Source organism: Lysinibacillus sphaericus, assembly GCF_000600105.1.
Lineage (GTDB): Bacteria > Bacillota > Bacilli > Bacillales_A > Planococcaceae > Lysinibacillus > Lysinibacillus sphaericus.
In genome coordinates this window covers 1,207,701-1,231,448 of the sequence record NZ_CP006837.1, presented here as the reverse complement: position 1 = coordinate 1,231,448, position 23,748 = coordinate 1,207,701, and the positions used below count along the sequence as shown (strand labels likewise).

The 23,748-nt window shown below is 35.2% G+C and carries 24 protein-coding genes and 2 other annotated features; of the genes, 10 read left to right on the top strand and 14 right to left on the bottom strand.

All coding sequences use genetic code 11. The features are described from left to right. From T479_RS23485 to proS, 3 genes are all read right to left on the bottom strand, one after another. Positions 1–177 carry a competence pheromone ComX gene (locus T479_RS23485; protein ID WP_137036993.1) on the bottom strand — a complete coding sequence of 59 codons (177 nt, stop codon included), beginning with the start codon at positions 175–177 and terminating at the stop codon, positions 1–3. A 12-nt stretch (positions 178–189) separates the two neighbouring features. After that, positions 190–1,059, bottom strand: coding sequence for a class 1 isoprenoid biosynthesis enzyme (locus T479_RS05655; RefSeq protein WP_081769859.1), 870 nt, complete (start codon positions 1,057–1,059; stop codon positions 190–192). 1,217 nt (positions 1,060–2,276) lie between these two features. Then, positions 2,277–3,713: a proline--tRNA ligase gene (gene proS / locus T479_RS05645; protein WP_025218861.1), complete on the bottom strand. Its 1,437-nt coding sequence runs from the start codon at positions 3,711–3,713 to the stop codon at positions 2,277–2,279. A gap of 204 nt (positions 3,714–3,917) precedes the next feature. Next, positions 3,918–4,133 (bottom strand) — a binding site (T-box leader). Between the two features lie 227 nt (positions 4,134–4,360). On the opposite strand from proS, the gene T479_RS05640 reads away from it, so the two are divergent. Further along, positions 4,361–4,717, top strand: coding sequence for a YbgA family protein (locus T479_RS05640; RefSeq protein ID WP_025218860.1), 357 nt, complete (start codon positions 4,361–4,363; stop codon positions 4,715–4,717). 71 nt (positions 4,718–4,788) lie between these two features. Beyond that, a complete protein-coding gene (locus T479_RS05635) occupies positions 4,789–5,136 on the top strand; it encodes a BRCT domain-containing protein (RefSeq protein WP_025218859.1) in 348 nt (115 codons plus the stop codon). Between the two features lie 143 nt (positions 5,137–5,279). Here the strand turns inward: T479_RS05635 and T479_RS05630 are convergent, their stop codons facing one another. Together T479_RS05630 and T479_RS05625 are read right to left on the bottom strand one after the other, a co-directional pair. Then, the gene (locus T479_RS05630) at positions 5,280–5,891 is read right to left on the bottom strand and encodes a peptidylprolyl isomerase (protein WP_038510140.1); all 612 of its coding nucleotides are present in this window, start codon (positions 5,889–5,891) and stop codon (positions 5,280–5,282) included. Between the two features lie 111 nt (positions 5,892–6,002). After that, complete coding sequence (locus T479_RS05625) at positions 6,003–6,836, bottom strand: metallophosphoesterase (RefSeq protein ID WP_025218857.1); 834 nt, start codon at positions 6,834–6,836, stop codon at positions 6,003–6,005. A gap of 293 nt (positions 6,837–7,129) precedes the next feature. Between T479_RS05625 and T479_RS05620 the strand changes: the two genes are divergently transcribed. From T479_RS05620 to T479_RS05605, 4 genes are all read left to right on the top strand, one after another. Further along, positions 7,130–7,939, top strand: a complete 810-nt coding sequence (locus T479_RS05620) for a hypothetical protein (protein WP_105928921.1) — start codon at positions 7,130–7,132, stop codon at positions 7,937–7,939. Next, complete coding sequence (locus T479_RS05615) at positions 7,929–8,318, top strand: hypothetical protein (RefSeq protein WP_227665417.1); 390 nt, start codon at positions 7,929–7,931, stop codon at positions 8,316–8,318. Before T479_RS05620 ends, T479_RS05615 begins: the two co-directional genes overlap by 11 nt. Positions 8,319–8,587: 269 nt before the next feature. Continuing rightward, the gene (locus tag T479_RS05610; protein WP_025218856.1) at positions 8,588–8,785 is read left to right on the top strand and encodes a hypothetical protein; all 198 of its coding nucleotides are present in this window, start codon (positions 8,588–8,590) and stop codon (positions 8,783–8,785) included. A 211-nt stretch (positions 8,786–8,996) separates the two neighbouring features. After that, entirely contained in the window at positions 8,997–9,542 is a 546-nt protein-coding gene (locus tag T479_RS05605) for a GNAT family N-acetyltransferase (protein ID WP_025218855.1), read from the top strand. Between the two features lie 794 nt (positions 9,543–10,336). Here T479_RS05605 and T479_RS05600 read toward each other — a convergent pair. The 3 genes from T479_RS05600 to T479_RS05585 form a co-directional block, all read right to left on the bottom strand. Further along, the gene (locus T479_RS05600) at positions 10,337–11,416 is read right to left on the bottom strand and encodes a saccharopine dehydrogenase family protein (RefSeq protein WP_025218854.1); all 1,080 of its coding nucleotides are present in this window, start codon (positions 11,414–11,416) and stop codon (positions 10,337–10,339) included. A gap of 102 nt (positions 11,417–11,518) precedes the next feature. Next, positions 11,519–11,839, bottom strand: coding sequence for an ArsR/SmtB family transcription factor (locus tag T479_RS05595; protein WP_025218853.1), 321 nt, complete (start codon positions 11,837–11,839; stop codon positions 11,519–11,521). A 564-nt stretch (positions 11,840–12,403) separates the two neighbouring features. Next, positions 12,404–12,874 carry a hypothetical protein gene (locus T479_RS05585; protein ID WP_025218851.1) on the bottom strand — a complete coding sequence of 157 codons (471 nt, stop codon included), beginning with the start codon at positions 12,872–12,874 and terminating at the stop codon, positions 12,404–12,406. A 1,236-nt stretch (positions 12,875–14,110) separates the two neighbouring features. Between T479_RS05585 and T479_RS05580 the strand changes: the two genes are divergently transcribed. Beyond that, positions 14,111–15,115: a nucleoid-associated protein gene (locus tag T479_RS05580; RefSeq protein ID WP_025218850.1), complete on the top strand. Its 1,005-nt coding sequence runs from the start codon at positions 14,111–14,113 to the stop codon at positions 15,113–15,115. Positions 15,116–15,212: 97 nt separating this feature from the next. Here the strand turns inward: T479_RS05580 and T479_RS05575 are convergent, their stop codons facing one another. The 4 genes from T479_RS05575 to T479_RS05560 all read right to left on the bottom strand — a co-directional run bounded on the left by T479_RS05575 (position 15,213) and on the right by T479_RS05560 (position 19,214). Beyond that, positions 15,213–16,463, bottom strand: a complete 1,251-nt coding sequence (locus T479_RS05575; RefSeq protein ID WP_025218849.1) for a DUF4179 domain-containing protein — start codon at positions 16,461–16,463, stop codon at positions 15,213–15,215. Further along, positions 16,460–16,960, bottom strand: coding sequence for a sigma-70 family RNA polymerase sigma factor (locus tag T479_RS05570; protein WP_024361590.1), 501 nt, complete (start codon positions 16,958–16,960; stop codon positions 16,460–16,462). The genes T479_RS05575 and T479_RS05570 overlap by 4 nt, the downstream gene beginning before the upstream one ends. A gap of 127 nt (positions 16,961–17,087) precedes the next feature. Next, positions 17,088–17,999, bottom strand: a complete 912-nt coding sequence (locus T479_RS22715; protein WP_024361591.1) for a hypothetical protein — start codon at positions 17,997–17,999, stop codon at positions 17,088–17,090. Positions 18,000–18,221: 222 nt separating this feature from the next. Beyond that, positions 18,222–19,214: a zinc-dependent alcohol dehydrogenase family protein gene (locus tag T479_RS05560; RefSeq protein WP_025218848.1), complete on the bottom strand. Its 993-nt coding sequence runs from the start codon at positions 19,212–19,214 to the stop codon at positions 18,222–18,224. 241 nt (positions 19,215–19,455) lie between these two features. Here T479_RS05560 and T479_RS05555 point away from each other — a divergent pair, with 241 nt between their 5' ends. Next, entirely contained in the window at positions 19,456–20,019 is a 564-nt protein-coding gene (locus T479_RS05555) for a cysteine hydrolase family protein (RefSeq protein WP_025218847.1), read from the top strand. Between the two features lie 165 nt (positions 20,020–20,184). On the opposite strand, the gene T479_RS05550 is transcribed toward T479_RS05555, so the two are convergent. After that, entirely contained in the window at positions 20,185–20,598 is a 414-nt protein-coding gene (locus T479_RS05550; protein WP_025218846.1) for a GNAT family N-acetyltransferase, read from the bottom strand. A gap of 24 nt (positions 20,599–20,622) precedes the next feature. Next, complete coding sequence (locus T479_RS05545) at positions 20,623–21,849, bottom strand: MFS transporter (protein WP_038509511.1); 1,227 nt, start codon at positions 21,847–21,849, stop codon at positions 20,623–20,625. A 62-nt stretch (positions 21,850–21,911) separates the two neighbouring features. Further along, positions 21,912–22,172 (bottom strand) — a binding site (T-box leader). Positions 22,173–22,426: 254 nt separating this feature from the next. Here T479_RS05545 and T479_RS05540 point away from each other — a divergent pair. Further along, positions 22,427–22,951 carry a sigma-70 family RNA polymerase sigma factor gene (locus T479_RS05540; RefSeq protein ID WP_024361596.1) on the top strand — a complete coding sequence of 175 codons (525 nt, stop codon included), beginning with the start codon at positions 22,427–22,429 and terminating at the stop codon, positions 22,949–22,951. Then, the gene (locus T479_RS05535; protein WP_025218844.1) at positions 22,944–23,651 is read left to right on the top strand and encodes a DUF3600 domain-containing protein; all 708 of its coding nucleotides are present in this window, start codon (positions 22,944–22,946) and stop codon (positions 23,649–23,651) included. Before T479_RS05540 ends, T479_RS05535 begins: the two co-directional genes overlap by 8 nt. Positions 23,652–23,748 lie beyond the last annotated feature (97 nt).

Below are 23,748 nucleotides of genomic sequence, written 5' to 3'. Positions count from 1 at the left end.
TTACGTACGCCAATACATTAAATATGAATCCTTTAATGTTTTCTTTTCACCGTGTTCAAAGGATTCTAAAATTAAACTTTGCTCTAACTCATTTACATTTAAAAGTGAAACTCTTTTTTCTTTTAAAAGATCTAAAATATTGCGATTTTTATGAATATATTGAACGATTTCTAACATATCCTTCACCTCTTAAATATATTTTTTAAATAATGATACATCATGAGTTGGATAAATTTCTTTTAGTAATTCAAGTGCAAGATTACGGTATTTAGACTGTAATAGATGCATGTATATAGATAATCCTGAAGCTTCGATTTGCTGTGGCGTAATGCAAATATTCATTGTTGAATCGCCGTGCTGACTATAATACAAGCGTAATTCATCAAATGCTGAATCTTCATATTGTAATAGATACAATATTGGCAGTGTTCTTTTTTTGTCTCGTAAATCTCTTTGTAAGTTTAATAAGTCGCCATAATCATTATTTAACTGAGCAACCATTGCAATATAGTGTGCACTCATTTCAAGCTTTGCCGTATACTTTCCAGTTGCTAATACTTCTCCGAGCAATGAAGAAAGTGCTATTAACGAGCCGGATTTCTTTTTAACAACAGCTTCATACATCTCTTCAGATGTAATCTCGTTTATTAGGTCATGATGCTGACCATCAACTGCTTGAAGTAAGTAATGGCAAAATAAACGGGTAACCTCACTTTTATAAGGTATTTCCACCTTTTGTAGCTCCAACATAACGATACTAACGAAAGCTGTCGAAGCATTAAGCAATACATTCCCCTCTATCCCCCATTTTGATTCATCACCGTCTTCGATATCATCAACAATATCTGTAAAAAGAATCCAAAGTTCTAAAAGATTAAAAACTTCTTGGATAGATTTTGTTAATATACCGCCATTCAATTGAAAATGTAATTTACTTAAATCACTAAAATCACCACCTTCATGTTGATCTAACAAGTAGGTTAAACAACGGCTAAACTCATCCGATAGTTGATAATTACTGACAATTCGCCTTAATGATTGTTTTATTTCTTCCATCATTCACCTTACCAATTATTTATTTTAATTGCGATTTGGCTTTGAGCTACTTCTAACAATCAAAATGAATAGTTAACAATGCAGATATTCTTGGTGTTTGACTTCGGGTATTTCAAGTAAATATTACTTCCACCTTCAAATAACAAAGAAGTTGTGCTTCCTAGAATGAACAAAAGGCAGCGCACATATTGCTAAGAATTCATTACATTAAACATACTTAATTTTGACTGTTATGTATCACCACTTTCAAACGGCATCAGAGGCATAAATAATAAAGGTGATTTCGCTCTTTTGCATGAATGGAAAAGCCCATCTATTTACAATCTGTTGAAGAGCTAATCAATTAAATTTGTCATCTACGACTCATGACAGTTATCCTTTTTTTCCAATCATTAACTATTATACCTAAAATACTAAAATTGTAAATATATTCATAAATATTAATACCTATTAACAATATAATGCATTAATTTACATAATTCCGCAACTATAGTTTCATAAATTTTATTAGTACAAATATAGCAAGAAAGAATTTAAGTAACTCACTATAAATGCTGTATTTCACAAAGGATACGCTCTATTGACAGGTAAAAATAAATTAAAAGGAATGTTACACAGTGTAAAGAAGTTTTCAATAGGTGACTGCATTATTGTTTCTATATGAGGGACAGCTTCAAAATCAGCTATAAACATCAAGACGAGAAAGGCAATATCGCCGGATTTTTTCAGTTTTGGGAAGAAGCTATTCTGGAGACTATAAATACAAGCATTAAAATATTAGTAGAAGATACATTTCAAAGAGGAGGAAATCATAAGGAAAATACTTTAAATCTAAGCACAATTCAGTTAGAAGGAGGCTGGGACATAAGAGAAAAAGTGTTAGATTGACTGCCATCAATCTAACACTTTTTTGCTATGCCGTTGTTGTCCGCTACGGCGGTGCTTTCCGCTCAGCACAGTAAGCCGCAACCCTCGCTAACGCGCGGTCTGTTGCGTCTAACATTATGTGCTGTTCCCGCTGGAGTCACCGCCTTCGCTACCAACAACTAGTGAACACCTCTAATTTTTTTAATTGCAAAAGCAAGAATAGCTAAGGTCTCCATATAGCAAAAAATTATGAACAGCTTTCGTCTGTTTCTTAAATTTTTTTTGTTATGTCCCAGCCCCTTTTGTCCATACTCTGAGCATGTTACCATGCTTTCTACCATACAAAGTTAGATTTAGTAAGCGCGTGCAAACCAAACTGTATGTTGTGCTTCTTTCCTACAATGAATGCAAGTATGCTTTGTAACTGGTGGGTTAAATGGTATATTACGAGTTGTAAATTTTGTTTCTTCTTTTACCTTTTCTTCACACGCATCATCTCCACACCAACCTGCTAAAATCCAACCTGGGATTGTTTCATTTTGTTCAGATTGAGCTAAATGCTGTTTTAACTGTTCCATTGAATCGATATGGGTATGCGAGTTGTTTGCACGGAAAGCTTTTGCTTTTTCAAATAGTCGCGTTTGCATCGTTTCAAGTTCTGTTTCTATGCTTTCAACAATTGTGTCTAAAGAAACAGTTACTTTTTCTTCTTCATCACGGGCTTTCATTAAGCTTTGCTGATTTTCTAAATCACGTGGCCCCAATTCAATACGCACAGGTACACCTTTTAGCTCCCATTCATTAAACTTATAACCAGGTGATTGGTCTGAATCATCAAGACGCACACGAATGCCCTTTGCTTTTAACACTGCAAAAATTTCATCTAATTTCTCGATAATCTTAGGGTTCTTTTTCCACGGACCAACTGGGATTAACACAACTTGCGTTGGAGCGATTCTTGGCGGTAAAACAAGACCTTGTTCATCACCATGCACCATAATAACAGAACCGATTAAACGGGTAGACGTGCCCCATGATGTTGTATGCACATGGACATGTTTATTTTCTTTATTTAAATATTTGATATCAAAAGCTTCGGCAAATTTCGTGCCTAAATAGTGGGATGTCCCTGCTTGTACGGCCTTGCCATCCTTCATCATCGCTTCAATCGAAAATGTATCAACTGCTCCAGCAAAACGTTCTGATGGCGTTTTTTGCCCATCATAGACAGGAATGGCTAACAGTCCTTCGACAACTTCTTTATAAATAGCTAACATTTGCATTGTTTCTTTCCGTGCATCTTCTTCATCGACGTGCGCCGTATGACCTTCTTGCCATAAAAATTCTGAAGTACGGATAAACGGTAGCGTTTTCTTTTCCCAACGGAATACATTGGCCCATTGATTGATTAAAACAGGAAGGTCTCGATAACTTTTAATCCAATTAGAATACAAATGCCCAATCATTGTTTCCGAAGTTGGGCGCAGCGCTAAACGCTCTTCTAATTGTTCACCTGCCGCTTCGGTTACCCAAGGAAGCTCTGGTGAAAATCCTTCAATATGATCCTTTTCCTTTTGGAAAAAAGATTCTGGAATGAGCATTGGGAAGTAGGCATTGCGGTGCCCTGTTTCCTTAAAACGCTTATCCATCTCCGCTTGAATATGCTCCCACAGTTCATAGCCATCAGGTTTAAAGGCAATACAACCACGAACCGGCGTATAATCCATTAAATCCGCCTTTTGTATCGTTTCCACATACCATTTTGAAAAATCATTTGTTTTTTGAGACATCTTCTTTTCCTCCTATTTTGAAAAATCTATTTTGCTTGGGCAAAATTGCATCTGATTTTTTTCGAGCCTGCTCAAATAGCCCCTTTTAAAATCTGCGATACCCACAGGGGCATTTAACTTAATTTGGCATGCATCCATATATTTCGTCTTCATCGCCTAGCTAATGCTAAATCAAGTTCATAAAAAAAGCATAAAGCATCCTATATAAAGGACGTCTTTACGCTAGTTGACGTGGTACCACCTTAGTTCGGCATAATATGCATATTACGCCCTCTAAACGTTTGTAACGAAACGACTCGGTTAGTTGTTAACTGACATCTCCGTGGTAGGGTTCAATAAGAAGGGGTGCTATAGCTCTCAGCCTAGGCTATATTTTCTGTTTCACAATTCTTATTTACTTAGTCACATCATCGAATGTATATGTATACATTAATATACCAATTTGCTAAATGTAATTCAATCATTACGATAGGTAATTGAATGATAAAATATAGTTAGTAATACTACGCTGCTCTTGTATCATCCTACCCAAGTTCTCCTATTTTTAATAAATGCTTTACTAAAATAAATACCAACATTAAAACATTTTGATGTTTTCATTAAATCAAGTAGAATAAGTTTGAAACACTTATATGAAAGGTGATTATATGCAACGTCAACTAACAGAAAAATTATGGCGTGAAGAAAAATATCGCGTCATGTTCCATAGCCAAAAGCATTACAATCAACTCCGTCTGGCAATGCGCGACATGATGAGCCATGAGCAAATTAAACAATTAATCGAAGTTGCATTACAACAAACGCCAACTGAAGGCAGCATGCGCAATGCCTGTCAGCATATGTGGGGGTATTTCCGTAAAGTAGCCTCAATAGAAGAAAAACAAACATACGAGCAATTGCTTCTTACTTATCAAATACCAGCACTTCTTTGTTTTTTACAACAATTAGCCATTCAATACAACGTTACTTATTTACGTGAAAGTACTATTTTACAAATACAGTAGAAGTAGTTATTGCCTTTATGCAAGTCTACAAACAAGCCCCCTCTTACTATCAAGCTCTTAGGAGAATCTATATGAACACCAATAAGGACAACCATGACGTTATCTTTCTTACAAATCCAACCGAACGTATAACGCATCCATTTTATAATAAACAAATCGTCTTTACAGGGGCTCTTTCCACGATGACACGCGCAGAAGCTGCAAAAAAAGCACGAGCTTGTGGCGGTTTAATGCAAGGGGCTGTCACTAAGGACACCGCTTTTGTTATTCTCGGTCATAACCGACGAGGTAAAAGCACGAAACATTTAAAAGCAGAGCAACTCATCCAACTTGGACACGACATTCAAATTATTGCTGAAGATGATTTTATTTGGCTTATTTCCATGCAAAAAGAGTATATACCTTCTTCTTTACAATAACTGCTACTTTGAACTAGCGAACTGCCATAAGCTTGACTATGAACACCGTATAGACGGAACAAATGTAATCTCCTACATAAAAACACGTTGACCAGCTGCGCATCATCGCATCCAATCAACGTGTATTTTAATGTGATTATTTACTATTTTTGCACTACTGGTGCAGGATAGTCAAAGCCCTTTGTATCCACTTCGACTTTTTTCATGATTTGATCTTCTAATGGCTTATCTGTGGCATCACGTTCCACAGCAACGATTTCATCTACCGTTTCCATTCCTTCTATCACTTTGCCAAATGCAGCATATTGTTTATCAAGATGTGACGCTTCTTCTGTCATAATAAAAAATTGAGAGCCCGCAGAATTTAGGTCGTCGTTTGTTCGTGCCATTGAAATGACACCACGTTCATGTTTTAAATTATTTTCAAAGCCATTCTCAGTAAACTCACCTTTAATCGAATAATCGGGACCACCTGATCCATTTCCTGAAGGATCGCCCCCTTGAATCATAAAGCCAGGAATTACACGATGAAAAATAAGTCCATCATAAAATCCTTTGTTTACTAAGGAAATAAAATTCGCCACTGTATTCGGCGCTACTTTAGGTTCTAGTTCAACCACAATTTTTTTATCATCGTTCATTGTAATCGTCACAATTGGATTTTCTTTCACAGCCGATGCATAATCTACTTTTTCTTCCGCTGTCTTCTCCTCTTTTGACGTCCCACAACCCGTCAGAACAAAAGCTGCTGCCATTAGGCTAAAAACAATATACAATACTTTAGATCGTGCCAATAGTTTTTCCACTCCTATATCATCAGTTTATTAAAGTATATAACTATGAGATTATTCATCACAACTTTAAACTTACAAATGAATAGTAAAAACAGCGATTTCAGGCGGAACCATAAAACGAGCAGCAATTCTAGACGTGCCAATACCTGTATTGACATAAAGCTGCATGCCATTGTCTTTATTAATCGTATAAAATCCATCATCATATTTTTCAGCCAACGACGTCTTTATAGTTTTCATAAAGGGAATCCTTATTTGCCCTCCATGACTATGTCCAGCTAACAGCAAATTAACGGAAGTATCTTGTAAAAGCTCTGCCATATCTGGCTCATGCATCAGTACAATTTCATAATCATACGTATCATCCATTTGCGATAGCAATAGGTCTATATCTGGCTTTCCAAGTAACCCATCATCCATTCCTCCGATAAATAGTTTTTTATCATTCGTAACGGGAACCGTAACGCCACTATTATTCAATAATGTAAACCCAGCATTCGTTAATAAATCTTCATATATTTTAAAAGCTCCGCCACCATAATCGCGATTTCCCCATACAGCAAATTTTCCAACCGTCGCGTTAAGTTGCGATAAACTATCAGTGACTTCTTGTTTTTTTGGAAACGTAGAAAAATTTTCGAATAAATCCCCCGTAAACACAATTATATCAGGCGAAATTTGATTAATCTTTTCGACTAAACGATTTAATTGATTGACGGTATATGTTTCACTAACTTGAATATCTGATATTTGAACTATTTTCACTGATGCGCCTTTGTCTTCATTCAAATGATACGAATGAACGACGAGCATCTTTGGTTCAATTTTAAAAGCGTATCCTACAAGTAAACCTATAAATACTATGACTAATAAAACGATTTTTACAACTCTTTTAAAGTTCTTCATTCGACTGCGAATACCCCTTTCAAACTGATAGGTGCGTATTAAGCTCTTTTCACAACTGAAAAGGTACTAAAAAAGAACGTGCACCCAACCGATGCTCGTTCTTTGTTTATGTTGATTTAACTAAATCAAACCTTATGGTAAAACGAATATACGAGTCTACTACCACCACTCCATACTGTAAATCATTTTTATCGAAGATGCCATACATTATTACCGAAAAATTGCTAAAGCTATAGGGTTTTAAAGTATCACTTATGTATAATAGAGGAAAGTCATATTAAGGACGTGGTACAATGCGAATCGAAAGAGTCAGTATTCCTAAATCGGCACAGCCTATAATTAGTACATCTAGTAAAGGCGACCAATCAAAATGGCGTATTGGTGACAAATGGGTAAAACAAAATGCTCGTGGCTATGAGGGTCATGCAGAAGTATTGGCGACTCTTGTACTTAGCTGCTCCTGTTTGCCTATCAACCGCTACGTTCAATACTTTCCTTGTGAAATTGAATTACCTGATGGTGAAATGACTAAAGGATGTTATTCATATGATTTTCGTGGAGATTTACAAGAAGTTACACTCGAACGGTTATTTGAGGCAAATTTCACCTCAACTGATGCTATTACTACGGACAAGACACTATCAACAGCAGAGAAATTTCAGCAACTATCTGCACAAATTGAAAGCTTTACAGGGCGTAACGTACGAAAAGAATTGGCACAATTATTTGCTTTTGATGCACTCATTTTAAATGAAGACCGTCATACAAATAACATCCTTTTTTTGTATGACCCTAAGCATAAATCATGGTCACTCGCCCCTATTTTTGACAATGGGTTAAGCCTATTATCTGATGAAAAAGATTATGCACAAGGTAAACCGATTTCCATTTTAAAACGAAAAGTAAAAGCAAAGCCACTTAATTCATCGTTTGCAAAGCAACTTTCACTTTATGACGGCCCACCGTTTATTAATAAAAAGCTTTTAATGGCACGCCTGGAAGATAATCCTTTAGATTTTGGCCGTGCAAAAACCGTTTTACTATCACAACTGAACGACCCTATATTTCAAAAGTTATGGATAGAAGGTGATAATGATGATTGATTTTATGAAATTTGATGTCATGTGGATGGACGAGGTGATTGCTTCCGTAGATTTAAAGCCAGCTAATGGTGGTACACCTTATGTTGTTAATTATATTGAAGATTTCAATAAGCAGTTTTCACCAAACATGGAAGGGCATATTACCCTCGAAGAATTAGAACGTTGGTTGAAATGGCGGACTTTCCCCCCTACTCGTATGAATGCACAGGAACTTCTTGAAAGTCTAGGTTTACAAGCCTATAATCGCTGGGGCATTGTCCGTAAAACACATGGCGTTATGGCAGATGACGAGATTTGGTTACGCTTTAAAGGTGAAACATTGACACATCGAGATGTCTGTTTACGTAAAGATTTATACTACCCTGATTTGGAAACATAATGGAGAATAGCTATTAATTAAGTATTTGGCCAAACTTTGCAATCGCTTTCGAGCAGCCATTTATGCTCGGCTTCAAATATCCGTTCTGTCCATGGGGCATTTTCTGCTATTGCAATAAATATTTTTTTGCAAAAAATATTCTAACCATACAATTTTTAATCCTTGAAACAGCGAATTAAGTGTTGGATTAAAATGATAACCCTCCACTATAACACCAGCGAGATTCTTTTTGATAAACTGGGTGAAAAATTTGAGATGGAGGGATTCTTATGATAGATCCAAACGAAATAACATATCTTGAAAAAACTTTAAAGCAATTAACAATTACAAATAAAAAACTTTCAACAGATATAAATCATCAAGATTATCGTTTTAAAGATTTACAAAAATATATGGTTGAATATAAAAGTGAACTGGATAAATTTGAAGTGTATAATTACCAACAAACGTTAAGTATGATTTATTGATACGTGAGCACATAAGAAAACTTAATACCTCGATACTACTACACCAATTTTACAGTATCTATACTATAGAGTTATGGACACGTTATTTTAAATGGCCATTTAAATGAGTATCACTTGTTATTCGTTTTGGTTATTTATGTTAATATTTAGATGTAACGAAGCAACATGTTCATTCAATTGTTGAACTACAAATAACGGAGGAAAAGTTAATATGGTAGTTACTTATTGGGCAGGACAAAACCTTACATTGCGAGCGATTCAACCTGAAGATATTGTTATATTTGAATCATTAGATGATGAAATTCTACGAAATATGGACTCACTTTATTTTCCACGTTCGGTTGATAAAATGAGAGAATGGATAGAAGAACAATTGGAAGAAGATGAATTCCGTTTTATTGCAGTGGATAGAGATAATAATATTGTTGGTATGATTGAAACATTTGATTGTGATCAAAAGAATGGTACCTTTGAGTATTATTTGGCTGTATTTGAATCATATAGAGGTAAAGGTTATGCCAAAGAGATGATTTTGATGGTTTTTCGCTTCTTCTTTTTGGAGCTTGCTTATCAAAAAGTAAATGCAACTGTTTATTCTTTCAATAATCCATCCATGCGACTGCATGAAAAATTAGCATTCATGAAAGAGGGGCAACTAAGGAATATCATTTTTACAAAAGGGGCCTATTATGATGGTATTTGTTATGGGATGACAAGAGAAGAATTTGAACTGAATCATGTAGAATATCACTTGTAAAAAAATAAAATAGAAATTACCATATAATTCGGATTATTGGTAGAACTGAAACGCAATAAAAAACTATTATACGGTACCCTAAATAGAATTATTCTTCAAAATAATTTTCCAAAAAAGGGCACCATAACAGAATAAAAATGTTTAGGTTGATTCTCAAACTTTGGAATCAACTTTTTTTATGTCTTGAAAAACTATAACAGACTATAACAACTCTAGTCGGTGTTAGGGTAAGCACATGCGTTCACACCATTTATCCGCGTCATTTACTAGCTACAGCATTTGACAGAAAGAGCTTTGTTTTGTAATGCAAACTCACTCAACCGTATCTAGCCGCATATGAGATTCGTGTTCCTCGGACCATGCTTTGCCGCCAACTTCCTTCAGATTCCGCGTCGCCACGGACACCTTTGCTCTTGGCTAACCTCTACTTCTGTCTTCATGGCCCGGGACTTGCACCCTATAGTTTATACACATGCCGAGCGCACATTAAAAATGAGTCCGGTGCAATACCGAACTCATTTTACACAAGCTACCTAATGAAATAACTGTGTCTAACTTTTAGGGGTCACTTCAATGTTGTTAAATCAACGTTTTGTGTCTTTTCTTATGAACATTACTTATATGTCTTTTTATACAGGTGGCGTATACGGTTTACGTAGCAGTATTTTTACTTGTTTGGTTTGTTCTTCTACTTTGCATTAAATCGTGTATATTTCTTAACGTTGTAAATCCGCATAAATCTGACGGGATCCCTATCAGGGTTTATATACCGATTTCGTCCTGCGAAATTTGAGTTAGTGAGATATAAGAACTCCATATTGTTTGAAAAAATCGCTAATTTCAGAGGTATCCATCCGTACATCAGGTAAATCTTCTGGAAAATAAATTTCTGGAGCTAGCGGTTTGTCCTCTGGTATGCGCAATAGCTTTTCTGCTTGGACAGCAGCTCCCAAGGCGGTAAGATGAGTCTGACCAAGCGGATCAGAAATTGTGATTTTTCGTTCAACCCAGTGCCCATTCTGATCTCGTCCCTTTAGATGAATAAGGATGTGATGTGCACTGCCAGTACCCGGATTGTAGAGCAGGCTTCGTCTAAGTGAACGGAATCGCTCTCCACTTATCATTTTCCATATTCCGCTCTTAACCATTCCGACAAGCATCGAGGTAGCGGCTTTGCTGTCGAAAGAGATGCGGAAGTTGGCTGAGTCGACATTGCCAGCCCTTAGCAATGTCACATGATCAGGAGTGTCAAGCCGGTAGCATTTTGCAGTATATCCATCTGGAAATTGGACTTTCACCGGCTCTGTCATTGGAAATACAAGACGTCTTCCTTCCGGTTCCGTAATATAGAATGGAATGGTCATACGATCCATGTACGCCGCAGAATCAGGTCCTGCTTTGTCCTGCAGCGAGTATAGCGCATGAATATTAACGACGACGTTCTGAAGTGAGGTCGAATGCAGCTTGGCGAATAGTGAAGCAGTTCCCGCCATCCATCCGGAAGACAGCACGACAGGGGAATGAAGATCTGTTTTTTTTAACTTGGTGACCGATTGTTGGAATAGCTCTGTCCAGCGAGTAAGATCGATGAGTGGAATTTTCCTTTTAACTGCCGACAGAAGCAGCCGATCCTGCAGATCGTTGACTGAGTTAATGATTAGCGATACATTGTCGGTTACATAAAGTAGTGGATCATCCGCATTATTATCAACTACGATTGTTTGGACCCGTTCGGACTCGAAAGGTGCCGCTTTTTCCGGTGACCTTCCTCCCAAAGTGATATCCAGTTCGGGGTGCCGATCATGTAATATTTGAGCAATCTGTCTGCCTACTGCACCGTATCCTCCTACAATAAGTACCATTTTTCTGTTCATATTATCAATCTCCTTTTAAATAATTAAATGATTAAACGTTTAATCTTATAAACGTAATGCTTATAAAAAAAGGGATGACATGTGCTAGTCAAGTTAATGACATTAGCACTGGCATTCCTCTTCAACGAAATGGACAAGCTGTTTCATAAGGGCTATTACTTCGTCAAACTCAAGACTGTAGAACATTTGCGTGCCCTTCTTCTGAACCTTAAGCAGCCCTGCTTGCCGTAATACTTTCAGGTGATGAGAGACGTTAGGTCGTGACATGGGAATAAGTTCTGTAATTTGCGTCACATTCATACTCTCTTTGTCGATCAGCAACGCTATGATTTGCTGCCGAATAGGGTCTCCCAAGCCATGAAAATAGAGGCTTAAATTCTCGAAAATATGAATTGCCTTCTGATTGCCAATAAATTCGTCCATGCTCATTGCACACTCCGTTATAATGTTTAATTGTTTAAACATATTGTAAAGCGTTTCACAAAATAAGTCAATGTGTTGATGAGTTTCATCCATCTATATGTATAGTTTAACAGCAGGGAAGTTGTAAATCCGTATAAATCTGACGGGACCCCATTACTCCTTCCCCCTTTATATTGAACCCATTTAAATGGTATGCCTAAAATAAAAGCGATACTCAAATTAAAAATAGCAATGTTTTTCCGCACAAAATTACCTCCTTTTTGTGATACGTTCCAAGCTGAACGAAGAATTGCCACCTAGCAAAATTGTATTATTTGCAAATATGTTATTTGTTATTATTAAATTCTATTATTTATGTAGTTTATAAAATCTATAATTTTCTAAATAAAATGGTTGATTATCGGCATAAAAAAAGCACCCAATGAAGCAAGATATGCTCCCAGGTGTAGGCATATAAAACAAATAAAATTTTGAGAGCATATCATTTGTGATAGTGAGGTGCTGTCAAAGTAGACCCTCTTTACTTCCAAACGGTTATTTACTTTTTACATAGCAGTTGTATTTTTAATGGAGGACATCCGTATTATTTGAAATTACAATGTTTTCTTTACTAATATTTGCTTCCACCGAATCTTGTTTGAAAACATGGATAATCCCATCTACTACGTTTTGAATAATTTGGTCATCAAATATTGACTCCGTGCGCAACACAACCGAACATGTTATTTCTTGATTCTTCGTATCGCCTATATTTGATTCAGTGGTTGCCGAAACTAGAACATCTTCACCTTTTAAACCTGTTTGTTCTGCTATGAGTGATTGTATATCTGCCTCTTTTGCCCTCCGCCACTGCGTTGTTTCTTCATCGACTTCTTCCATCACTCTTACCTTCTTTTCACCATTTGGCAAAAACTCAGTCAATTCACTTGTCACCTCGGGTTTTGGTTTTTTTTGCCCAATAAGATAGTACGATATAGCAATCATCACAATCAGAAGCAGCGAAATATAGTATATTTTTTTAGATTTACTTTTCAACGAAATCACACCTTTTTAATTCACTCGATATGAATAGTTAACTACTAAAGTTCCGCCCACAAGGCTTCCTAATGAAACATCATTGAAATTTATAGTTTTATCTGCTAGAAGAACACGTTTATATGTGATGTATCCTCCAGTACTTACAATATATTATTGTTATTTTTTATGTAGGTATTTGTATTCCCTACGCTAAAGCCAGAAGGGGATGTACCAAAAATAGAAACATTATTTACTGTTATTCTATATACATCTTTTCCAGGAGCTATTGGGCTACCCGTAGTATAGTTCACAGTATATATAGTTATATCTCCAGAGCCTACTATGTTCGTAAGTCTTAAACTATAATTATAATTTGTATTTGCTTTAAAAGAATCTCTACTACTACCAATTGCTCTTGTTCTTAAAACCTCTTGATTAGAAATTTCAGCATTAACAATAATCCCTTCTCCAACTGGAATATCATAAACTAACGAAGATTCATTATTAAAATCCTGATTTGCATGTTCATTTAAGTAGTCAAATACAATTCCTAATCTTCTATCAATTTCTTCTTGATTAATATCATTTTCATTACCGTAATTAACTTCCGCGGTAATTGATTCTGCTAAAGCTTTATTTTCTCCTATACCTATTGAAACTATAATAAAAGTAATACAAACATGAATTTTTTCATAAATTCTTCACTCCTATATTTTTTTACTTTTAAGGATGTTTAGGTTATTTCTTTACTTTTAAGATTTTAGTAAAAAATTAGTATCATTAGACAAATTTGTATTCTCTAAAAATACTCCGCTACACATCATTTGCTGTAAAATTGATAGAAGACAAACAACATCATTTACATAAGTTTAACTACTATTAAAACTTGTATGAATCATCATAGCTTCAATCTCCCTTCAAGTATTTTTTAATAATTTATCAGAATTTTTCGTTTAATTCAATTAAAAATAGAAGGATATTATTAAAAATTCTATTTCACTTTGCTAAACTTATTGTAAAGAAAAAACTAGTTTGCAGGAGGGTTAAAAATAACAAAGAAGCAACTACGTTTATGCGTCTCCTTTCCTATAACCTAATTTTCTATATTAAATATATCAAAACACTAGCATTACATTAAAGTAAAATCCGAATCTACACCAACTCCTGGTCTATCAACATATAAAATCCATATCAAAATTGTACGGGGTGTGCTATGGTAAATTATCGAAACAAATATATCAAAGGTGGAAAAGTATGTTAGAAGTTAGTGAAAGTAAATTAGCCCAATATGTTGTACATTATGTAAGCGATACCCTTGTTTATGGAGAGGAAGCATTTTCTCAACCTGAAGTTATGCTGGAAGCAGCGTTTACACAATTAGCATTTAACAAACTCGACTTTGAGCAGCAATATGAATTTTTTCATGAATCAACTATCAGCTTAAATGAAGTGTATACGTATGTGAAAGCTATTTTTGATGAGGACGCTAGTTTTCTAGAACAATCCAAGCATATCGCTACGCACTTACATAGTGCATCTGGGCATCCGAATATTAAAAGTGGCGAGTTGTTTATTGGCTTATTTGACAATTGTTTTCTGTCTACAGAGCCAAAGAAAGTTATTGCCATTGTCAAAATTGAAGAAAAAGAAATGTTTTTAGATATAAAAAATGAACAAAATAAAATGACTGTTAATGGCATCGACGGCATTAACGTTAAGAAAATGAATAATATGGCTGTCATCGTTGATATGGGAGCTGATGAAGCGCCAGTTGTCTTTATGAAAACGAAGAAAAAAGAAGATGTCGTGTACTGGCAAGAACGTTTTTTAAAAATTAAAGTAGCTGATGAACATTACCATAAAACAAACTTGGCATTAACAGAATGTAAGAAGTATATTTTGAAAGAAGATCGTTTTACCAATACCGAGAAGTTAGGCTTGCTAAATAAAACGCTCGATTATTTCCACAGTGAAGAACAATTTCAAGTCAACGATTATATTGAAACTGTATTCGATGCAGCCGATTCAACGCAAAAAGACATTATCGTCAATTCAGTCAAGCCCTATGAAACCGTGATTTCCGAAAGTGCCCTTGCTAAAGCTGAAAAAAGTTATAAACGTAAAATTAAATTGGATTCCGCGATTGAAATTCAAGTGAACGTCCGTGATATCGAGCAACTGGAAGAGCTTATTGAGGTAGGCTTTGATGAGGAAACAAATCGAAAATTTTATAAAATCTACTTTAATGAAGAAATATAGTCCTACGTAATAAAAATAGTGTTAGATTGATTGCGTTCAATCTAACACTATCGCCTTAAAAATAGGTGAAATCGCCAGTAAAACCATACCAGCAAAATTATTGCAATGGAATCTTTACTTCAATATCTTCCCCAATCGGGTTATAGTAATAGTTGAAAAATATTTTAGCTTTACCATTATATTGATCAAAGTACTCTGTTGAATAGAGATACTCATCATCATCTGAAAATGTGCCGCCTTTATATGCTAATGTCGTGCCATCTGCTTTTAAACCACTTCTATAAAATATATGTCGTATACGACCATCCCAATTTTTTGCAGCCGTTTTTAAACTTTGTTGCTCTACAGAAATATCCCAATCTAAAAAATCAGGTTTTGAGAGTACTTCTTGTCTACCAAAATCAACTTCGATAAAGTCCTCCCCCTTTGGAACAGCTTGAACAGCGCCTATCAACACCGTTAATGACTGTGGATTATCAAAATAATTACTTTGCAAATAGAGCGTATATTTGCCGTCCCGAATATCTCCGTTCATTGAATGACTACTACGAATGCTTTCTCTACGCTCACCACTTTCCGTTACGACTGCAATATCATCAAGTGCTAATATTTGCATTGTATTTGCTTTGTCTACTTCAATGTCAAGTGCCAATTTTAGTGGGGTACGGCGAATTTTTGTAATAGTAAACTTTTGACCTTCGACTTCAACAGTACGATTAGCAATAAAAACTTTTTCCTCCGCGATTTCGTTTTGTAAGGAAAACGGTATCGTCATTTCAATTTCCCCTTGATTCTTATCTTTAAAACGAAATACGGCTGTAAAGTCCCATGAAGTATAGGCCATTGGCTCAGAAAAACTATATTCCACTGAAGATGAAATAAATGCTTGATTTCCCCCACCCATCGTAAATGAACAACCACATTTAATTTCATCGTCTCCTTGGAACAATTGGACTTCCTCCAGATTTAATTCAAATGAAGCATCCGCATCATAGTAAAGGACAAAACCTGACTGATCTGCTATCACGCCTTGTAATGTAAGAGATAGACCATCTTTCGTCTGCGTCTTATTAATTTCTTCATAATATTTATGCTCCACAATATCTTTTATCCCTTTATCTCTTACTACCGCTGATACAATGGCGTCCAAGCCAGGTATTTTTGCAACATAGCTAGCAACAGTTGGCGAAACGCGAATAGAAAGTAATAGACTTAAGCAACACAAAAATACGATTGCTACAGAAGCCATACGCTTCTTTGTTCTTTTTTCTCTCTGTACTTTGCGCAATACATCCATTCGAATTTGTTGAAGTTGCTCCTTTGGCACATCAATTGGTGGTTTTTTCATAGCCAGTCCTCCTTTTCTCTTGCGAAGTTTCTAAGCTTCTTTAGAATGTGATGAAGTTTAGACTTTACAGTACCTTCTGGAATTTGATTGAGCTCGGCAATTTCCTTGTTTTTAAGTTGTTGAAAATATTTCATATAGACGATTTGTTGCTCTGACAAGGTTAATTGCGCTAATAATCTCTCAATATCTGAGTAAATGGCCCATTCAAATACATGATATTCTTCGATCTGAACGGTTTGTTGACGTTTTCGCAAATGGTCTTTACAGCAATTGATTAAGACGCGCACGAGCCATGTTCTGGCATATTCGGGTTGTTGAACGGTATGCATTTTTTTAAGCGCCTTATAAACTAGCTCTTGCATCACGTCTAAAGCGTCTTGCTCATTTTTCATATATGTAAAGGCCATGCGATATAAAATTTCTTCGTCCACTTCAATAAGAGAAAGTATCGCTTGATGATCTCCACGTATGGCACGCTTTGTGATTTCGAATTCCATTCTTTTCGCCTCCTTCCTCCATTAGACTGTAAAATACTTTATTTCGTTCAAAAATGATTTAATCTAACAAAAAAACCTTCAAATTCTTAATGAATCTGAAAGTTTTTGAATGAATATTTAAAATTAGTTAATCTTGGAAGCTTGTTAAAATGCCATCTTCAAAATAAAGGTATTGACCATTTCCATAAACCCATTGTTCATAAGACCCGTATACTGTTACGGTTCTATTAATATCAATTGGTTCACCCCATAAAGATGCTTTTACTTCGTCATAGGTCATTCCTAAAGTAGGATTCATCCCTCTAGCAGCTTCAATTTTTTCGTCTCTTACTCTCGCCTCTTCCTTTCTTATAATCATCGTATTTAAATTTCGCTGATATTCACTTTCAATATAGTTCCAATCGGTTTTCGTTATAGGTCCGAATGATAAAGGACTTTTATAAGATGTATTCGTTACCCCTGCAATAATTTCATCTTTCATTCTTCCATAATATTCAGGATCAACAGCAAGTGCTAAAGCTCCAGAAGCCTTGTACGAATTTTGGTCAGTTTGTAAATAAAGAGCATAATTATACATTGCTAAAAATTCATCATTATCATGAAGTCCTTTTTCATTATCATACACTTCTTGAACCTTTTGAAAATCCTTGTTTCTAACTGCTTGTTCCATTTCATCTAGCACTAACTCTTTACCTTGTTTCGAAAACTTCTCCATTTTAATCCAATTCTCACGACTGACCGCTGACCTAATTCTGTAATACTTCGAACTTATAAAAGTATAATTATTTTCACTTATCAATTGGTCCACAAATTTTATACTAAATTCATCTACTTTATCAGTTTCCGATTCAGGTAAATCTAAAGTTTCCAATTTCACCAAAAGATCCTCATATTTCTTTTCCTTTAAAAGCGTTTCTAATGCAAGGATTTCAGATTCTGCCCTTATTTCATTTTCTTCCTTAACAGTTTTTTCACTATTACAACCTGATAATAGTAAACTGAAGCCCAATGCTAATACTAAATGTTTAATCTTTATCAATCAGTACACTCCCTTACTATGTTCTTTTTATGTATTCATAAATCGCCATTATAAATCTATTTTGGTAATCTATAACAAAGTCTATTTTATATTTTCATATAATTACAATCAACCTATTTAGTGATCAATTAAAAGGAAGCTATCCATTCTACCCTATCGATAAACAAAAATGGACCTCACGAAAGTGAAGCCCATTAATCGACTCGTGGCTTAGAAATATACTTAATAGCTTGTTAAAAATACTTTACCGTTCGTCTTTTTAGTAGCTTCAACAGCGTCAATTGCCTTTGTTAAATCTGATAAGTCATAGGTGGAATCGACCTGCATAATTCCCAATTTTTTGTCATTGATGAGCCTAGTCACATGAGTAAACGTTTCTTGCCATTTGCTCACGGATACATTTTTATTCCAATTCCTTAAATGAAACATATTCGCATTCAATTGTGCGCCATTTACAATATGTGCCCAATTGACTTGAATTCCTGATAGTAGACCTATCGTTAAGAAGTGCCCATTAGGATGGACACATGTAGCTAATTCATTGCCATCAGAGCCTCCAATCGAATCAATTGCTGCATTTGCACCTATTCCATTTGTCAATTCCATAACGGTTTCATAAAGACCACTTCTAGATGTATCTATTACATCAGAAGCTCCTAGATGAAGTAATTTCTCTGTATGCTTATTATTTCTTGTCACGCCAATCAATCGAAAACCTATTATTTTAGAAAATTGAGCAAAAATGTGTCCAATAGCTGAACCACAAGCATTCACCAATAAAACATCATTTGCTTTTAATTTTAAAACTTCTGTACAAACTACCCACGCAGTAACTGGATTGATATACATTTGAGCAGCTGTAAAATCATCTATTAAATCAGGTACAGGAACGCTAAATTCTGCTGATGTTTTAACAAATTCTTGCCATGTTCCTTCTCCACGTAAAGGTAACACACGTTTACCAATAAGATTCTTCGAAACAGAAGAACCTACATTCTCAACAATTCCAACTCCTTCATAACCTGGAATGTTGGGCAATGCTATACGATGAGCATACGATCCTCTAATAGGAATTAAATCAGAGGGATTAATTGGTCTTACTAGCATTCTTACAAGCACTTCATTATCCTTAGGTGGTTCAATCGTTTTATACTCGAGTTTTAATACCTCTTTAGGGCTACCAAATTCATTGAAATGAATATATTTCGCATCCATCTTATCATGCTCCTTATTAGTACTAGAGTAATTGAAGTATAGCATTATATGATGTATTACTTCGTCAACAGTATATTGATTTTCATCACAGATGGTATAATTTAACTGACTAGTAGTCAAATTTTGTTTAGGAGGTTGATAGGATGATAAACAAACGAAATGGGCACTTAAAAAACTAGGGGATTACGACTAAGTAACCAATCTTTTAGCGTCTCCCCACATTTTGAAAGGGGAAAATTATTTGAAGCAACTATTATTAATCATCGACGCACAACAAGCATTGATTGATGGAAATCAAGAAACAGGTCAAATTTTCAGTAAAGAGAAGCTTATTATTACTATTAATAAAGTAATTAACAAAGCAATAGCAGCAACAGTTCCAGTTATTTTTGTAAGGGATCTTGATGTAGCTGAAGGACAGGGAGATGGATTTCAAATTCACAATGAAATTACTGTACCTACTGAAGCAAAGATCTTTGATAAATCTGCAACAAATTCTTTTTATGGGACAGGACTGCTTGAACATTTAACAACACAGCATATTGAACATATTGTTATGATGGGCTGTGAAACACAGCACTGTATAGATAGTGCTGTTAGAACAGCAACAATCAGTGGTTTTGATGTAACGTTAGTCGAGGATGGGCATTCAACATTGGGCAATGCTGTTTTAAGTTCCGAACAAATTATACAGCATCATAATACTACCCTGCACGGTCATTATAATGTTGACCACTTTTCTATTGTTAGAAATTCCGAGAAAGATTTATTTCGTCCCACTCATAATTCTTATCGGAATAGTTAAAATTAGTCATTCAATGAAGAAAGCCGGCAATATAGTACAAAGGACTTGCATGTATTTATGCGCAAGTCCTTTATGTGGTATGTTATTTCGACTGTTGGAAAGTCAACTTTTATTCTCATTCGTGCACACAGCCGCCATTTCAGAACTTTATAGTACAAACGTTTTTTAAAGCTTTTTTGTGTAATAATATCGCTTACCTGTTAGTGGATAATGGGTGAATACAAATTCTTCTTTATAGCCAAGCTTCACGTAAAAATCAGGTGCCTGAAAACTAAACGTATTTAAAAATGCATATTTACAACCTCTATCTCTAGCAATCTTCTCAGCTTTATCCATCAGTTCCGTACCAATATGCTGTCCACGAAGTTCTTCACTTACCCATAAATACTCAACTTCTAGCCAATTTCCATGTGTCTCTCCAATTAACCCTGCAACTCTAGTTCCTTTTTCATCTTCTACAAAAATTCCAATATCTTTTACTACCTTTTCTTCAAGATTTGAAAGATTGTATTTTAATAACGCTTGAAAAATATGGGCTTTCTCCTCGTTAGTAACATTTTCACATTCAATATATTTCATTTTTCTGCCTCCTCTATTGCTTTATTAATTATTGAAAGAAGATACCTCTTTTTTAAAATACGCTTGCTTTTTTGTCCCCGTTACAGCTTTCCAAGCCAATAACCCTAAGAACAAGAAGAACATCGCACCAATTAAGCCGACAGGTCGAATCGAAGTGAATTCAGCGGCTAAACCCATTACAATCGTTACGGCTACAATAATACTTGCTTCAATAACACGAAAGAAGCTTTCAAACCTTCCCATTATCTTTACAGGTACATGATTTTGGTAAAAAGTTAGATAGCCTGTATTTGCAAATGTTACGGCAAAGCCTATTAAAAATACACCTGGTACTGCACTAAAAAAACCGCTAGCACTATAAAATACTAGATATCCAATTGAGGTGAAAATAGTACCGACACCTATTAAATGATTCACCGCAAGATGCTTTGTAAATATAGAATTAATGATAGACCCGATGATAATGCCAGCTCCAAAAATACTTAGTAAATACCCATAATTAGTATCTGAAATTGACAGTACACCTTTAGCAAATGCTGCCTCTAGAGAATCGATTGCAGTCATAAATATCGTAGTACCACTAAATAATAAATAAATTTTGGTGATATAAGCATTTTCCTTTGTAAAATTAACAACTACATGACAATCTTTTTTTATTAATTCCCATGAAAATCTTTGCATTTTTGTTTCTTTATCTCTTACATCAACATTAGGTAGCATCATGATAAGAAGTGCCGAAAAAAGTAATGCAATTGCATTTATATGAATGGCAGTATACGGTGTGCCTAGCCAAAATAATATACCCGCAATAGCAGGCCCTATTAATGAACCACAAGAATTGATAAAACTACGTAGTGCATTAAAACGTTGCCGATCTTTCACAGGGATTAGTTTCGTCATATACACCATCGATGTAGGCTGAAATATAGCACTGCCCACATTTATGATAAATGCTACTCCATAGACATAAATAAGCGAAGGTAAAAAAGGAATTACCGCAATACATAATGCCCGGAACATGTCCAATCCCATCATAAGTAGCCGCGTATTTACCCGATCAATTAAGCTACCTGCCCAAGTATTTGAAAAAATCGTTGCGATTGGACCGAGGATATATAATAAAGCAATGGCAAGTGGGGAACCTGTTTCATTCAATAAGATTAAATTAAGTGCAATCAGATAAACCCACGCACCCACATTTGAAATGCCTATCCCGCCTAACAGCATTAAAGGATACTTCCATCTGGACATTATCACCACTCCTATTTTATTTTTAATAAAACAAAATAAAAAACTCACCCCCAAGATAGTATCTTGGGGGCGAGTCATATCGCGGTGCCACCCCAGTTCGTTTCTACATTGCTGTAGCAACCTTATCGAGTACGGCATTTTTCAAAATCGTGCGATACTCTATCCCGTTAACGTGAGAATACGTTGCATCATCATTGTGTCAACAAATAAATCCAATGCACAGCTCAAAGGCTTGTTTCAACATATTTCGTATCCCTCCTTTTCAGCTCCCAGAGGTCTCTGTAGATCGTACGTATGTTTACTCTTCTTTTCATAGCTTTTCATATGTAATTTTGTAAATCTTATACTATTTTAAATTAAATTTCAATACTAAAAGAAATTGACTATTTTTTTCATGTCTAATATAACACACTAATGAGGGTTGATTATCCATATGCGTCTCGTCACTTTTAAAACTATACTTTCATAATTGACATCCAATTGACAACTACTTTTAATTTTTTGATAAAAAATTTAAGCCAAAACACCTGATCGTTTGTCTAATAGACGTACAACGAAAACGAAAGGAGGAAATACGATGAAACTTGAACGTTTAGTAAAGAAAGCACAAAAAGGAAATGATAAAGCCTATGTAATGCTTTTCCAACAGTACGAAGCAGATATTTATCGAATGGCTTTTGTCTATGTAAAAAATAAAGAAGATGCATTAGATCTTGTTCAAGAAGTGGCCTATCAGTCTTTTAAAAAAATCAGTACATTGAAAAAGCCTGAATTTTTCAAGACATGGCTAATGAAAATAACGATTAATTGTGCCCTAAACTTAATTAATAAAAATAAAAAAGTAATTCCGCTAAATTCAAACTTGGACAAGATTATGAGGACGGAAGATGAAGATATTGCACTGACGTTATCTTTAAATAAGCTAATTGACACTTTACAAGAGGATGAAAAAAGTGTCATTTTACTAAAATATTATGATGATCGGACATTAAAGGAGATTTCCGAGATATTAGATATCCCACTAGGAACCGCAAAGTCTGTCCTATACCGCGCTCTAGATAAGCTTCGTCAAAATTTTAAGGAGGTAGATAGCTATGCATAATGATCTTAAACAAGAGCTTTCACAAATTGACATCCCTGCTGAAATCCACGAAAGAAGTAAATTGGGCATTAAAAAAGCAAAATCCGAAAAAGGTGGTAAATTGAATCGTTTTGTTAAGAAACGATTAGCTATCGCTGTGATTTCCGCTTCGTTAATGATTCCAACAGGCGTATTTGCTTATCAAGCATTACTTGCCGATGAATTATATGGTTCTTTTGATAATCTAAAAAAACATGCTGCAAATGTGACAATGGAAAGTTACTTATTATTCAATGCAAAACTCGATCAAGCAAAAGGTGACTTAGGAAAAGAAGAGTATGAACAATTTAAAGAATTATTAAATGTCTTTACAAGTGCCAAAATTGAATATGGCAACCACAATGGCAACATCGATTATTCTCAAATTCCCGTAGAGCCATTAGAGGAGATTAAAGCCGCTATGTATGAAGTGCAACCATACTTTGACAAATTGAACGGCCTTCCATCAAGTAAAGACGTTTTAACGGCTGAAGAATATGAACAATATATACAAGCCCTCATGACCTATGAAACGACGATGGCACAACTAGGTGTTTCTAGTGTTCCAGACGTCGAGACAATGCCTAAAGAAATGCAACAGCAATTCATCGAAGCTCAAAATTACTTACAATATGTAAATGACAAGCAGGTTGAAGTAAAAATTGACGCGGGAATTGAATGATAACAAGAAAACAGCTTGGGAGTAGAATATACCAAGCTGTTTTTCTATTGTCCCTCCTCATCGGAGCCTATGAGGCAACACTTCCACGTTATGTTTC